The sequence below is a fragment of the Haladaptatus sp. AB643 genome, from assembly GCF_024136975.1.
Lineage (GTDB): Archaea > Halobacteriota > Halobacteria > Halobacteriales > Haladaptataceae > Haladaptatus.
In genome coordinates, this window is sequence record NZ_JAMYJW010000004.1 from 374,192 (window position 1) to 387,442 (window position 13,251).

13 protein-coding genes are annotated in these 13,251 nt (G+C 62.3%); 9 read left to right on the plus strand and 4 right to left on the minus strand.

Translation table 11 applies throughout. The features are described 5' to 3' along the window. Positions 1–28: 28 nt before the first annotated feature. Positions 29–1,048: an NAD-dependent epimerase/dehydratase family protein gene (locus NKF25_RS11180; RefSeq protein WP_253226745.1), complete on the minus strand. Its 1,020-nt coding sequence runs from the start codon at positions 1,046–1,048 to the stop codon at positions 29–31. Positions 1,049–1,154: 106 nt separating this feature from the next. Beyond that, positions 1,155–1,433, minus strand: coding sequence for a helix-turn-helix domain-containing protein (locus tag NKF25_RS11185; protein ID WP_253226801.1), 279 nt, complete (start codon positions 1,431–1,433; stop codon positions 1,155–1,157). 335 nt (positions 1,434–1,768) lie between these two features. On the opposite strand from NKF25_RS11185, the gene NKF25_RS11190 reads away from it, so the two are divergent. The 4 genes from NKF25_RS11190 to NKF25_RS11205 all read left to right on the plus strand — a co-directional run bounded on the left by NKF25_RS11190 (position 1,769) and on the right by NKF25_RS11205 (position 6,038). Continuing rightward, positions 1,769–2,080, plus strand: a complete 312-nt coding sequence (locus NKF25_RS11190; protein ID WP_253226746.1) for a hypothetical protein — start codon at positions 1,769–1,771, stop codon at positions 2,078–2,080. Positions 2,081–2,082: 2 nt separating this feature from the next. After that, positions 2,083–3,894 carry a ribosome biogenesis/translation initiation ATPase RLI gene (locus NKF25_RS11195; RefSeq protein WP_253226747.1) on the plus strand — a complete coding sequence of 604 codons (1,812 nt, stop codon included), beginning with the start codon at positions 2,083–2,085 and terminating at the stop codon, positions 3,892–3,894. A gap of 152 nt (positions 3,895–4,046) precedes the next feature. Beyond that, positions 4,047–4,733: a thioredoxin domain-containing protein gene (locus tag NKF25_RS11200; protein WP_253226748.1), complete on the plus strand. Its 687-nt coding sequence runs from the start codon at positions 4,047–4,049 to the stop codon at positions 4,731–4,733. A gap of 45 nt (positions 4,734–4,778) precedes the next feature. After that, positions 4,779–6,038: a hypothetical protein gene (locus tag NKF25_RS11205; RefSeq protein WP_253226749.1), complete on the plus strand. Its 1,260-nt coding sequence runs from the start codon at positions 4,779–4,781 to the stop codon at positions 6,036–6,038. A gap of 53 nt (positions 6,039–6,091) precedes the next feature. On the opposite strand, the gene NKF25_RS11210 is transcribed toward NKF25_RS11205, so the two are convergent. Next, the gene (locus NKF25_RS11210) at positions 6,092–6,628 is read right to left on the minus strand and encodes an archaemetzincin family Zn-dependent metalloprotease (RefSeq protein WP_066144548.1); all 537 of its coding nucleotides are present in this window, start codon (positions 6,626–6,628) and stop codon (positions 6,092–6,094) included. Between the two features lie 21 nt (positions 6,629–6,649). Here NKF25_RS11210 and NKF25_RS11215 point away from each other — a divergent pair, with 21 nt between their 5' ends. Next, the gene (locus NKF25_RS11215) at positions 6,650–7,057 is read left to right on the plus strand and encodes a UPF0146 family protein (protein WP_253226750.1); all 408 of its coding nucleotides are present in this window, start codon (positions 6,650–6,652) and stop codon (positions 7,055–7,057) included. 366 nt (positions 7,058–7,423) lie between these two features. On the opposite strand, the gene NKF25_RS11220 is transcribed toward NKF25_RS11215, so the two are convergent. After that, a complete protein-coding gene (locus tag NKF25_RS11220) occupies positions 7,424–8,035 on the minus strand; it encodes a methyltransferase domain-containing protein (RefSeq protein WP_253226751.1) in 612 nt (203 codons plus the stop codon). Positions 8,036–8,159: 124 nt separating this feature from the next. Here NKF25_RS11220 and NKF25_RS11225 point away from each other — a divergent pair, with 124 nt between their 5' ends. From NKF25_RS11225 to NKF25_RS11240, 4 genes are all read left to right on the plus strand, one after another. Further along, on the plus strand, positions 8,160–9,032 hold the full coding sequence (locus NKF25_RS11225; protein ID WP_253226802.1) for a TIGR01548 family HAD-type hydrolase: 873 nt from the start codon (positions 8,160–8,162) through the stop codon (positions 9,030–9,032). A 240-nt stretch (positions 9,033–9,272) separates the two neighbouring features. Further along, entirely contained in the window at positions 9,273–10,721 is a 1,449-nt protein-coding gene (locus NKF25_RS11230) for a PKD domain-containing protein (protein ID WP_253226752.1), read from the plus strand. Between the two features lie 70 nt (positions 10,722–10,791). Continuing rightward, entirely contained in the window at positions 10,792–11,340 is a 549-nt protein-coding gene (locus NKF25_RS11235; RefSeq protein WP_253226753.1) for a GMP synthase subunit A, read from the plus strand. Positions 11,341–11,375: 35 nt separating this feature from the next. Beyond that, the gene (locus NKF25_RS11240) at positions 11,376–13,229 is read left to right on the plus strand and encodes a DUF2070 family protein (RefSeq protein ID WP_253226754.1); all 1,854 of its coding nucleotides are present in this window, start codon (positions 11,376–11,378) and stop codon (positions 13,227–13,229) included. Positions 13,230–13,251: the final 22 nt, after the last annotated feature.

Consider the following 13,251-nt stretch of genomic DNA (forward strand, 5'->3'; position numbering starts at 1 on the left):
CGATTCAGGGACCCGGATTTTATCCGTTTTACCGATACTCCGCTAGCTCTGCGACCACGTCCGAGGTCGCCACGCGCCACTCCTCGATGAGCGCGTCCTCGAACGGTTCTTCGTCCCAGTCGTCTATCTCGTCGTTCTCCTCCAACCACTCGACGGTCCGGGCGACGCCGGTCTCGAAGTCGACCGTGTACTCGTGGTCCAGATCGCGTTTCGCCTTGCTGTTGTCGAACGTCGTGGCGAACTGGAAGTGGTCGCGGAGCATGCCGGTCCGCTCCGGGACGACCGACGTGAGCACGTCGGTCGGGATGTGGACGAGTTCCGGTTCGGGCGCGCCGATGGCGCTGGCGACGCGGCGGTGGTACTGGTTCCACGTGATGAACTCCTCGCTGGTGACGTGGTAGGCCTCGCCGTACGCGGCCTCGTTGCCGATGGCGTTCACGAACGCGCGGGCCACGTCGTCGCGGTGGCACGGCCCCCAAATCGAGGTGCCGTCGCCGTGGACGATGATGGGTTTCCCCGCCCGAAGGCGGTCGAGGTAGTACGTGTCGTCGCCGAACGAATGGAGGACGCCGCCGCCCTCGCCGTAGGTGCTCCACGGGCGGATGACGGTCGTTTCGAACTTCCCGTCCTCGTGAGCGCCCATGAACACGTCCTCGGCGTCGGCCTTGTTGCGGCCGTAGTCGCTCACGTTCGGGTGTCTGGCGGCATCCTCGGTGATCGGGTTGCGCTCCGGCGGGCGGTGGTAGACATCGACGGTGCTACAGAAGACGTACTGGTCGACGTGGGGCGCGACCGCATCGACGGTCTCCCGCGCCGTCTCGGGCGAGAAACAGACCATGTCGACCAGCGCGTCCGGGTCGGCGTCCGCGACCGCCGCTTCGAGGGCGTCCGTGTCGTGTCGGTCCCCCTGTACGTGCGTCACGGTCCCCGGCAGTTCGCCGTCGTGGTTCCCGCGCGTGAAGACCGTCACGGACCGGTCGTCCGCGACGAGTTGCGTGACGATGCCGGTGCTGATGAGTCCGGTACCGCCGATAATGAACACGTTCATACCGTGTCGTTCGTGCGTGAGAACTAATGGATGCGGGTAGCGGCGAGCGAATCGAAGCATCGCCGTCGGCAAAAGGAAAGACGAAAATTGGGAGAGATGAGCGGAGTTATTCGGCACACTGGGCGTCGACGGACTGGTCCGTCTCCGCCTCGGTCGGGACGTTAATCTCGTAGAGGTTCTGTCGGGCATCGGCGAAGTAGATGTCTTCGTCCACGACGCCGATGTCTTCGAGTCGTTCGAGCGCGTAGCGAACCGTCCGTGCGGACAGCATCGATTCGTCCACGATCTGTTTCTGCGTCAGCGACCCGTTGTATTCGAGAACTTTGAAAACTAATTTCGCACTGGGTGGTAGGTCGTCAATTTCCTCCCGTTCAGTTTGGCTCATCATCGTTACGAATCGAAACACCCCATCGCCATAAAACTATTGAGACGGAGTGACACGGAAAGGACACGCGTAGCCACTACGACAGTCGTTTTCGGGGGACGAAACGGGTCTCGAAGCGTTTTCGCCGACAGCGCAGCGTCGGCATTGATACTGATTCACATACACATCCTAAAAGTCATCCACCGTCTGTATTCGGGTCGTTTCCCTGAGGACTTCGTCCCATTTCGACATCCCGACGAAACGACGTTTTCCCGCGCGACGGAACCGTCTCGGGGAAGCGGCGGAGGGTATGGACAAGCGAACATCTTTTGAGGTAGGATACCCGATTGCCACGCATGGCGACTGAAAAGGCATCTGAGCAACGGGCGTCCCATCTCCGTAGTATTACTATTACGTCGCTCGCGTCGATTGCAGGAATCATCGCCGGAGTGGCCTCCGCCATGGTGGCGGGGACCACCCCCCCAGCGGCGAAGGATCAGATGGGATTGGTCATTATGCTCGCGTTCGTGGTGGTGCAACTGCCACTGCTGTATCTCATCGGTTACGAACTGGATGGTGTGAAAGACGCGCTCTTCGTGGCGTTCATGACGTTCTCGCTCTGGTTCATTACGTGGGGAATTCTCCTGATTAACCAAGTGAGGATCTGAGAATGGCAGACGACAGTATCGCGGTCGTGGACCTTGAGCGGTGCTCACCCGACCGTTGCAACTACGAGTGTAAGAACTTCTGCCCGCCGAACCGGACGGGAAAGGAGTGCATCACGCTCCGCGGCGAGGACACGACCGAAGGACAGCCCGACCAGGTCCACATCAGCGAGGAGATCTGTCTCGGCGAGACGTGCGGTATCTGTGTCGAGAAGTGTCCGTTCGACGCCATCGAGATCATCAACCTGCCGAGCGAACTGCAGGAGGACCCCGTCCACCGCTACGGGGAAAACGCCTTTTCGCTCTACGGACTGCCGGTTCCACAGGAAGGGCAGGTCACGGGTATTCTCGGTCCGAACGGGAGCGGGAAAACGACCGCAGTGAAGATTCTGGCGGGCGAACTCGCGCCGAACCTCGGCCAGTTCGACGACCCACCGGGATGGGACACCATCCTCGAACGCTATCGCGGGACGGAACTACAGGACTACCTCGGCGATGTGCGAGACGGCGACGTGACCGTCGCCCGCAAACCGCAGTACGTCGATAAGATCCCGGACCGATTCGACGGGAGCACCGCCGAGTTGCTCACCCGAACCGACGAGCGCGGCGTGCTGGACGACCTGCTCGAACGGCTCGAAATCGAGCACGTCATGGAACAGGACATCGACAGCCTGTCCGGCGGTGAACTCCAGCGCGTCGCCCTGACGGCGGCACTCGCTCGGGACGCGGACTTCTACTTCCTCGACGAAATCACGCCGTATCTCGACATCAGCCAGCGCGTCACGGTCGCCCGCCTGCTCCAGGAGATGGCGAACGAGCAGGGTCGCTCCATGCTCGTGGTCGAACACGACCTCGCCATCCTCGACTTGGTGGCCGACAACCTCCACGTCGCGTACGGCGAACCCGGCGCGTACGGTGTCATCACGACGCCGAAATCGGTCCGCAACGGCATCAACGAGTACCTCAAGGGCTATCTCAACAACGAGAACATGCGGATCCGCCCGAACGCCATCGAGTTCGACGCACACGCCCCGCGCGAGACGGTCACCGCCGACCCGCTCGTGGAGTACCCGGACCTCAGAAAATCGTACGGCGAGGGCGAGTTCTCGCTCGACGTGGAGGGCGGAACGATCTACGAGAACGAAGTGTTGGGCATCGTCGGTCCGAACGGCATCGGGAAATCGACGTTCGCGCGACTGCTCGCCGGACGGCTCGAACCGGACGAGGGCGACGTTGACTTCGCGCTGGACATCTCGTACAAACCCCAGTACATCGAGATCGACCAACCGATGCGCGTGGACGTCTTCCTGTCGTCGCTGACCGACGACATGGGGACCTCCTACTGGGACACGGAAATCTCCCAACCGCTCCAACTCGAACGCATCATGGAGCAGGACCTGACCGACCTCTCCGGCGGCGAGCGTCAGCGAGTCGCCATCGCGGCCTGTCTGTCGAAACCCGCCGATCTCTACCTGCTGGACGAGCCGTCGGCGTACCTCGACGTCGAACAGCGCGTCCGCGCGACGCGCGCCATCCGCCGCTACGCCGAGATTCAGGACGCCACCGTGCTGGTCATCGACCACGACACGTATATGATCGACCTGCTCTCGGACCGCCTGATGGTGTTCGACGGCGAACCCGCCGAACACGGTCACGCCGGACGCCCAAAGGGAATGCGCGACGGCATGAACGACTTCCTCGCCAACCTCGACATCACGTTCCGCCGCGACGAGAACGTGGGTCGCCCGCGCATCAACAAACCCGGCAGCCAGCTCGACCGCCAACAGAAGAACGAGGGCGAGTACTACTACAGCTAGAGTCGCGTTTTTCTCATCTCACGCGTTTTCGATCCGCATCAGCGGCGGTCGCTCCGTGCGACTGGTGACAAACGACCCGACGCAGAGCGACGGGACCCATCCCCCGAGAACAGACGAAAGGTACTCAATCCAGAAGTCCGAAGGGTACGAAAATGGGTCTCTCACGGCGACGACTTCTCCAGGCAACCGGCGTAACCGGCGTAGCCGCCCTCGGCGGGTGTCTCGGTCTCGGTAAGAGCGGCGATTCGAATAGCGACTACAACATCGCGGACGCCCCGATTCCCGATAATCCGGGCAAACACACGTACGCGATCGCGGGAACGGGCAACGCCGATACGACGGTGCAGTACTTCAGCAACTGGAAGTGTCCGTACTGCGCGCAGTTCAGCACGGGCTTTCTGCATACGGTGATGTCCGACTACGTCGAACCGGGGAAGATCGACCTCGAATTTCGGTCGCTCGCGTACTACAACGGCCAACCGTTCCTGGGGGCGGACGCGCCACGCGCCTCCGAAGCGGGACTCGCGGTGTGGAACGTCGATCCGCAGTCGTTCTGGAAGTACTACGAGCAGGTGTTCTCCAACCAGCCTTCCGAACAGAAGCAGTGGGCGACGACGGACAAACTGCTCTCGTTCATGAAGAAAGCGGGCGTGAAACACCGGGACGAGATCAAATCGCAGATAGAGTCGAACAAGTACAAATCGGAGCTACAGAAGACCGATACGGCGGCCCAGAAAGCGGGCGTCAACAGCACGCCGATGTTGATCATCGACGGCCAAACGGTCGCCGCTCTCAAGACGGACAAGGTAACCAAACTGTTGGATTCCGCGACGAACTGACCCGAAACCGAATCCCTTTTTCCCCCGTCTGCGTAGGGAGGAGTAGTGATTTCCACGCTCTCCTCGTGGCTTTCTCTCTCGGACAACCGCGCAAAGTTGTTCGCCGCCCTCACGGTCGTTCTGTTCGCCACCGCAGGAGTCGGGGCGCTCACCGCACCCGACGGCCCCCACCTGACCGTCGATCAGCAGCGCCCGGCCAACAACACCTACATCGCGTTGCAGGGCTACCAACACGAAGGACGCGCCATCGAGGTCAACCCCGCAGGAAAGATCGTCTGGCAGTACACGAAAGCGGACGACGTGTTCGACATCGAAGCGCTCGGACCGAACCGAGTGCAAATCGCGACCGCCGAAGAGATTCCCGACGAAAGCTGTCCCGCGAAGTACCGGAACGACGGGTACGAAAACTGCGTTCGTGATTCCCTCCGAATCGTGGAGAAGAGCACGAAAAAGACCCTGTGGAACTATTCGTGGTACGACGCCAAACTCCAACACCACGAACTCCACGACGCCGACCACTACGTCGTCGACGGCGAGGACCGCTGGGTGATGGTCGATATGGGCAACAACCGCGTGTTCGCCGTGAACCGCGACAAACAGATCGTCTGGCAGTGGAACGCCACCGACACCTACGAATTCCCGAAGGGGATGGACAAGGAGGGCGACTGGACGCACGTCAACGACGTGGACCGAATCCGACCGGGCGTCTTCCGAATCAGCCTCCGCAACTTCGATACGGTCGCGGACCTGCACGTGCAGGAGAACGGATCGGTCACTGTCACCCCCGTGGTTGGGCCGAATTCGTACTCGAAATCCGGGAAAATCCTCTACGAACAGCACAACCCCGACACGCTGGCCAACGACACCCTGCTCGTAGCCGACAGCGAACACGACCGCGTGGTCGAGATTCGAAACAACACGACCACTTGGACGTACGGAGGGAGCGGCATGTTCGACTGGCCCCGTGACGCCGACCGACTGCCGAACGGCCACACGCTCATCACCGACTCGTACAACGACCGCGTCGTGGAAATCGACCAAAACGGGAAGGTCGTCTGGGCCATCAAAACCGGGTCGCTTCCCTACGAGGCGGATCGAGTGCCGGGCGAGGGAAGCAACGGCCCGACGGCCAGTCAACTCGGGATTCCGAATCGCACCGAGGGAGCGTCCGTGGTGAACGAACGGGTCGATTGGGGCGTCGCGATGGCGAAGTACGTCCTGCCGAACGACCTCGCACAGCAGTTGGTCACGATGCTCTTCGGCCTGTTGGCGCTCGTCGGGGCCGTCATCGAACGCTTACGCTAGCGGATCGAGATCAAGATCGTTTACCGGACCCAAAAACGGGATCGAGAGTTCCTTCAGAGCACTTGACGCTGACAGGTACCGCAGAGGTTCTCCTCTTTGACGTCCACTTCGCGGACGGTCGGGGAGAAGTTCATCACACAGCGGTTGTTGTCGCAGTGTTCGAGACCGAGGGTGTGGCCGATCTCGTGGACGACTTCCTTTCGAACACGGTCGGAGAACACCTCCTCGGTCGGTTTGGTCGTGATGCCGCCGTCGGAGGAGAGACCGTCCTTCGTGGGTTCCAGTCGATAGGTGGAGATGACGCTGCCGCGTCCGTCGAGATACGCGAGGCCGAATACGTAGTTCCGGCGACGATAGAAGAGATCCTCCGGCGTGATGGCGATGTTTTTCTCACCAGTCCCGATACGACTGGCTAGCTCGATGAACCCCTCGGCGCGATACTGGTCGCGGTTCGGGTCGTGGGTCCCGGAGGGTATTTCCTGTCGCTCGTGCACCATCACGTCGCAATCGTAAATCGTCCGAAGGGCCGCTGAAGCCTCGCGTTTGACCCGCCCCGTGACGTCCCCCACGGGGACGATGTCAATCAACATGGCAACTTCTATGGGCGGACGATGCATAAACATCCCGCCGTGGACCCGAAACCCCGTGACGAAATCGTTATGCGGCTCGCCAACTATCAGCGCGCCGTCGAGATCGGAATCGGCAATCGACCGGACGTCGCGGGCGAACTCGCGGCGGCCGGTGTCGCCGTCACCGCGACCGATATCGTCCCACGGAGAGTACCCGACGGCGTCGGATTTCATCTGGACGACGTGACGAAGCCGAAACTGGAAGTGTATTCGGGGGCCGACCTGCTGTACGCCCGGAACTTGCCGCCGGAACTCCACCGACCCGCGCTCGCCGTCGCGAAGGAGTGTGACGCCGATTTCGTCTTCACGACCCTCGGCGGCGACGGGCCGTCCGTGCCGGTTCGACGGGAGACGATTCCGGGCGAGACGCTGTTCTGGGCGCGCGAGTGAAGGATGAAAATTTCCGTTCTTCGTTCCTGGCGCTTACTCCGCCACGTCGTAGCCGATTTCGGTGATGGCCTGTCGAACGCGGGATTCCGTCGCGGGTTCACCCTGAATGACGACTTCGTTGGCTTGTGCGTCCGGATCAACGCTGCTCACGCCACGTGGTCCCGTCACCTCGCTTCGGACGATGTTTTCACAGCTTCTTGCAACTCATGCCGATGGCTCGGAGGGTGTATCGTTCCATCTGCACTCGGAGAGAGGGCGGGAATTTAGTCGATTCCTTGACACCGTGCAGACATATTGACCAGTCGGCTGAAACGCATTCGAAGAGCCTTCGTCTAAAAGACGTTCGAAGGGACGAACGACGACCGTCTACGCTTCGGGTTTCGCCACGACGATAGTCTCGGCGGCGTGCTGGTGGGGTTCCCCGCCGGACTCGTCGTCGAAGACGAACTCGTCTTCCGCCAACAGGTCCCAGTCGTCGTAGTAGCTCCCGAGTTCGCCCTGTTCGTAAAAGAACTCGTTGTCACCCCAGTCGGGTGCGGTCGGAATCTCGGGGTGGTCCACGAACGCGAACAGGACGTGTATCCCGCCGTCCGTGGTCGCGGTTTTGAACCGCTCGAACTGCGATTCGCGGTTGTCCGGGCGAAGATACTGGAGCGCACCGCAGGAGTAGACGACGTCCATCGCGGGGAAATCGAGGTCGTTGATGTCGGCCGTGCGGGTCTGAATGTGGACGTCGCGCTCCTCGGCGAGTCGTTCGGCCTTTCGTAGCCCGTTCGGTACGGGATCGACCGCGAGAACGCCGTATCCCTGTTCGGCGAGATACACCGCGTCCCGACCCTCGCCGCTTCCGATATCGACCGCTGCGGGTGCCTTTCGTTCGGGTGCGAACTCCAGTACCGTCTCCGCCAACCCGTTGGGATCGGTCCCCCAATAAAATTCGTCGCTCCCGTAAAGTCGCTGGAGTTCGTCGTGATCCATGCACGGACCATGAGAGCGAACGACCATAGTCGGTTCGGCAGACACGTGTTACCGCGGGTGATGACCGACGATGGGTTCTCCCTCGATTCGGCACATCCTTATCGCCGCGGACGAACGCGATGGTATGAACGCCGACGCTGTCGTGCTGGATATCGACGGGGTGCTCGTGGACGTGGCGAACTCCTACCGGCGGGCGATACTCGAATCCGTCGAGCGGGTCTACGACGAAACGGTTCCCAAGGACGCCATCCAGTCGTTCAAGGACGCATCGGGATTCAACAACGACTGGGAACTCACCTACGCGGTGGCGCTGTACGTCCTCGCATCCCGTGAGCGCCTCGATGACTCCATCGAGGAGTTCACCGACCGAATCGCCGCGAACGGGGGCGGACTCGACGCCGCAGAACGGGTGGTCGAGGAGGAACTGCCCGAGGACGCCCACGACCGAGTGCGCACCGAATGGGACCCCGAAACGCTCCGCGAGGTGTTCCAGCAACTGTACCTCGGCGCGGACCTGTACGCCGACTTCGAAGGGGACGACCCGACGCTGGACACGCGAGGGTACATCAACGACGAACCCGTCCTCATCTCGGCCGAGACGGTCGAGACGCTCACCGAGAACTATCCCGTCGGCGTCGTGACGGGCAGGCCGAGTGCCGAGGCGGACATCGCCCTCGAACGCGTCGGGCTGGACGTTTCGGACGACCGCCGGTTCACGATGGACGACTGGGAGCAGGGCAAACCGCACCCGCACGCGCTGGTGACCCTCGCCGAGCGATTCGACGCCGAGCGGGTCGCCTTCGTCGGCGATACCCTGGACGACATCCAGACAGCCGTGAACGCCGCGGAAGCCGACCACGACCGCGAGTACTTCGGCGTCGGCGTGCTGACCGGCGGATTGACCGGCGAGTCCGGGCGTCGAAAGTACGAATCGGCGGGAGCGGCGGCGGTCATCGACTCCGTCGATGACCTGCCCGCGCTGTTGGCGGAACGATAGTACTACACGGTGTGGCTCGCCGTCGCGATTCCCTTCGCGAGACGGGTCACCGGCCTCGATCCCAAAACGCGGGTTTCGCCGAAGGAACGGCCTAAGCGGCCCGCAGGTGGCCCATAACAAAGGCAATCACGACTGTCTCGGAAACCGGTAGAGCACGTACAACGCGTGCTATCGGAGAATCGTGATTATGACGTATCCAGCCACACAGACGCAGTATCGCATTCGGAGGCGACCGGTGCAATGAAGCTTCGCCCCGTGCTTATCGCCCTCCTCGTCCTCTGCTCGGTCGGGACCGCCGTCGCGCTCCCCCCACCGGGAATTCCCAACGGCCCCCTCCCCGACGCCCCGACGAATCATCACAGCACCTACGCCGTCGAGCAGGGCGGATCGTGTACGCAGGTGTCGCCGATTCACGGCAGCAAGAACGTCGTCGACTTCTACGATTACGAGTCCCCGTACACGAACAAGAGCAGTTGGGCCTACGGCTCCTTCGGGACGAAATCCGTCACGCACGAGAACGGGAGCACGATGTTCCTCTATCAGGCCCCGAGCGGCGTGATGAGTCTCGTGATGATTCACGATCGGATGAACAAAAGCCGGACCGGCGGCAGCCTCCCGATCAGCACGGTGACGTTCAAATTCAGCGGCCTGCCGAGTTCGGGCAAGTGGGTGCTGATGGACGATACGTACCCGCACCGGGACGACAAGTGGTCCCGCAACGAGTTGGACTGGATGTGGGCCGGGTCGCGCACCGACGGCGGCGTCTTCCGCGGTCTGCCGGGTGACTCGAACATCACCGTCACGCCCTCGTGGAACCGGGACGCGGCACTGTACAACCCCTCGGAAGCGCACGAGAACGTCACGTCGTGGTCCTTCCTCACGGGCAGCGTTTCGAACCCCGATTCGAAACAACTCGATATGGACGAACCCGTGAGCATCCACGCTGGAACATGTGGTGAGTCGCTCAACCCCGTCGTGGGCGTCAGCGGAACGGCCGGTGCCGGAAATCCCGTCTCCTTCGACGCGAGTCAAACGAGCGATTCGGGTGGCTCGCCGACGAAGTACCACTGGGACTTCGACAACGACGGAACGGTCGATCAGACGACGACCCGTCCCACGACCACACACGTCTACGAAACCCCCGGAAACTACATCGCTCACGTGACGGTCGAGGATAACAACGGCCGCCACGCCGGTACGACGGTTCCCGTGACCGTGAAGAAAACGAAGTCGAACATCCGGGTCACGGGCGCGTCGCTCGACAAACAACAGGTCTCGAAGGGGGACACCGTGACGGTCACCGCGACGCTCAAAAACACGGGCGACGGTGCCGGGGAGATCCCGACCGTCCTCGCGGTCGGTGACTCCGTCGGTGACAGAAAACGGGTGCAGGTCGGAGCAGGGGCGACGAAGAAAGTCACCTACAGCTACAAAGCGACCTCGTCCGGGAAACAGGAGGTTGCCGTCAACGGCGTGAAGGCGGGAACGCTCGTCGTGCAAACCCCGACGACGCAGCAGCAGACGACGACGCAGCAGACGACCACACACTCGAAGCCGAGCGGGACGACACACAGCGCGACCGACGACAACACGTTGCCGGGACCGAACATCGTGTTCAAACATCCCGGTGTGAGCGGTCTCATCGCCGCACTCGTCCTCCTCGGTGCGGCGATCGTGATCCGTCGCTAACAGGAATCGATGCCGTCGCGTCGCGACGGTGACGAGGCGTTTTTATTCGCGCCCTCCATATCGCCCGCCAATGACGAAAATCTTCGTCGTGGACAACCACGGACAGTTCACCCACCTCGAACACCGGGCGCTCCGTGACATGGGAATCGACACCGAACTCATCGACAACGATACGCCGCCGGAGGAGATCGACGCGGACGGCCTCGTCCTCTCGGGCGGCCCGTCGATGGACGACATCGGAAACTGCGCGGAATACCTCGAACTAGATATTCCGGTGCTCGGCATCTGCTTGGGCATGCAAGTGATTGCACACGTTCTCGACGGCGAAGTAGGCGAGGGAGAGTACGGTGGCTACGCCGACGTGACCGTCGAAATCGACGACGAGGACGACCCGCTCGTCGGATCGCTCGCGCCGGAAACCCGCGTGTGGGCCAGCCACGCCGACGAAGTGAAGCGGGTTCCAACCGGCTTCGAGCGCACCGGCACCAGCGACGTGTGCGGTATCGAGTCGATGAGCGACACCGACCGCGACCTGTACGGCGTGCAGTGGCATCCCGAGGTCGCACACACCGAAGAGGGCGAGGAAGTGTTCGAAAACTTCCAGGATCTCTGCGAGTAGCATCCTTTAACTCTTCGCGGCGTAGCTTTTCGCCAATGACAGCGACCCAGAGCGACCTGGCGAGTCTGTCCCGGTACATCTTCCGTGCCCCGCGGTGGTACGCGAGCATCGCGTTTGCGCTCCTCATCGCCGCGATTGCGGGTGTCGGGGCATTCGATTCCCAGTATATCCTGCAGGACGCGTGGGAAGGCATCTTCTTCATCGGGGTGCCGACGGTCATCGCGAGCGTCTTCACGACGCCGGTGGACCGCCGCCTGAGCGGTCAGTTGACCTACAATCGGTCGTCGCTGCTCGCGCTGACGTGTGAGATCATCGTCGTCGCCGTCCTGTCGATAGCGGGTATCATCGCCGCGCTCACGAAACTGGATCAGCAGTTCGTCTTCGACGTGCTCCTCTTCAGCCTCGCGTCCGTCTTCGCGTTTCGGTTGCTCATCGTGATGGCCGTCTCACGCACGTCGTTTCTGGTCTCCCTGATTCCCGCCGGGATCCAGACCGGCACCGCCGCAGTCCTCTTTTTCATCTACAGCGAGACGATTCGCGTCTTCGAAGTCGGCGGACCGCTGGTGCAGAAATTCCTCGCACGGGGGGACAAGGCACCGGCCGCACTCGGTATCATCACGCCGCGTGATTTCATCGTGCTCGGGATCATCAGCGGGATGTACGCCCTCGCGGTGTACGGCTTTCTCGTCGTCATCGACCGCCCGTGGCGGCGCAGTCTCGGGGTCAGCGCGCTCGACTTCCTTCGGGGATTCATCGGTCACATCGCGGAGGGGACCCGCGAACTGGAGGACTTCTTCGAGCAGATGGGACAACAAGCCGTCGTCCCCGTCACCGTCCTCTCCTTTCGTCGGGAAGGCGGCAGCGAGAAGGCACGGTTCGTCCTCCCGATGATTCACCCGGGTCCGATGGGCGAAATCGGCGGCGGCAACCTCCCCCGCCGCGTCGCCGCCCAGTCGGAGGGACTCGCGTTCCCGCCGCACGCCACCGCCGGACACGATTTCAACCTCGTCACCGAGCGCGAGGTCGATACCCTCCTCGAAACGGCTCAGGAAGCCTACGAACGGATCGAGTACAGCGACGACGCCAGTCGGAGCGTTCGAACGCAGGAAGGTGACGCCAAACTCCTCGGACAGGCGTTCGGCGACGACGCGCTCCTCGTGGCTACCTACTCCCCGGAGTACGCCGACGACGTGGAGTACGCGGTCGGTCTCGCCGCCGCCGCCGAAGCCCGGTCGAGCGGGTTGGACGACGTGATGCTGGTGGACGCCCACAACTGCAACAACGGGCTCCAAGGTGAGGACATCGGCCACATCTACCCCGGCAGCGAGCGCTCGTTCCACATGATTCAGGCCGCGAAAGGAACGGCGAAGGAACTCGGGATGACGAAACGTGGCCGTCCAAAACTCGGAGTCGCATGGGACGAAACGGAGTGGCTGCCCGCGGACGGTATCGGCCCGCTCGGCGTCCGCGTCGCCGTACTCGACGTTGCGGACCAGCGGACGGCCTACGTCCTCGTGGACGGCAACAACATGGAACCCGGCCTCCGTGACAGAATCGTGAAAACCGTGGAGGCGGACGAGGTGGAAGTAATGACCACGGACACGCACATCGTGAACATGGTCGAGTCCTCGAATCAGGTCGGCGGCGCAATCGACCACGACGAACTCATCTCGCTTATCACGCGATTGGTCGATGACGCCACTGCCGACCTCGAACCCGTCGAGGCCGGAATGGAGAGCGAGTACGCGGAGGTCACCGTCTTTGGCAACGACCGCACCGAGACGCTGGCCAGCCACGCCAACGCCGTCATCGCCATGGGTGCGGCGCTGGCCGGGGCGGTCATCCTCGCCGTGACGGCCATCGCCGTTCTCGTCTTCTTCCTCGCCTGAGAATCGCGAACGATTGCAGTCG

What these genes read in the sequence shown, in the direction of transcription:
- NKF25_RS11180 (WP_253226745.1), bottom strand. Translation starts at nt 1,048, where the DNA reads ATGAACGTGTTCATTATCGGCGGTACCGGACTCATCAGCACCGGCATC.
- NKF25_RS11185 (WP_253226801.1), bottom strand. Translation starts at nt 1,433, where the DNA reads ATGAGCCAAACTGAACGGGAGGAAATTGACGACCTACCACCCAGTGCG.
- NKF25_RS11190 (WP_253226746.1), top strand. Translation starts at nt 1,769, where the DNA reads ATGGCGACTGAAAAGGCATCTGAGCAACGGGCGTCCCATCTCCGTAGT.
- NKF25_RS11195 (WP_253226747.1), top strand. Translation starts at nt 2,083, where the DNA reads ATGGCAGACGACAGTATCGCGGTCGTGGACCTTGAGCGGTGCTCACCC.
- NKF25_RS11200 (WP_253226748.1), top strand. Translation starts at nt 4,047, where the DNA reads ATGGGTCTCTCACGGCGACGACTTCTCCAGGCAACCGGCGTAACCGGC.
- NKF25_RS11210 (WP_066144548.1), bottom strand. Translation starts at nt 6,628, where the DNA reads ATGTTGATTGACATCGTCCCCGTGGGGGACGTCACGGGGCGGGTCAAA.
- NKF25_RS11215 (WP_253226750.1), top strand. Translation starts at nt 6,650, where the DNA reads ATGCATAAACATCCCGCCGTGGACCCGAAACCCCGTGACGAAATCGTT.
- NKF25_RS11220 (WP_253226751.1), bottom strand. Translation starts at nt 8,035, where the DNA reads ATGGATCACGACGAACTCCAGCGACTTTACGGGAGCGACGAATTTTAT.
- NKF25_RS11225 (WP_253226802.1), top strand. Translation starts at nt 8,160, where the DNA reads ATGAACGCCGACGCTGTCGTGCTGGATATCGACGGGGTGCTCGTGGAC.
- NKF25_RS11230 (WP_253226752.1), top strand. Translation starts at nt 9,273, where the DNA reads ATGAAGCTTCGCCCCGTGCTTATCGCCCTCCTCGTCCTCTGCTCGGTC.
- NKF25_RS11235 (WP_253226753.1), top strand. Translation starts at nt 10,792, where the DNA reads ATGACGAAAATCTTCGTCGTGGACAACCACGGACAGTTCACCCACCTC.
- NKF25_RS11240 (WP_253226754.1), top strand. Translation starts at nt 11,376, where the DNA reads ATGACAGCGACCCAGAGCGACCTGGCGAGTCTGTCCCGGTACATCTTC.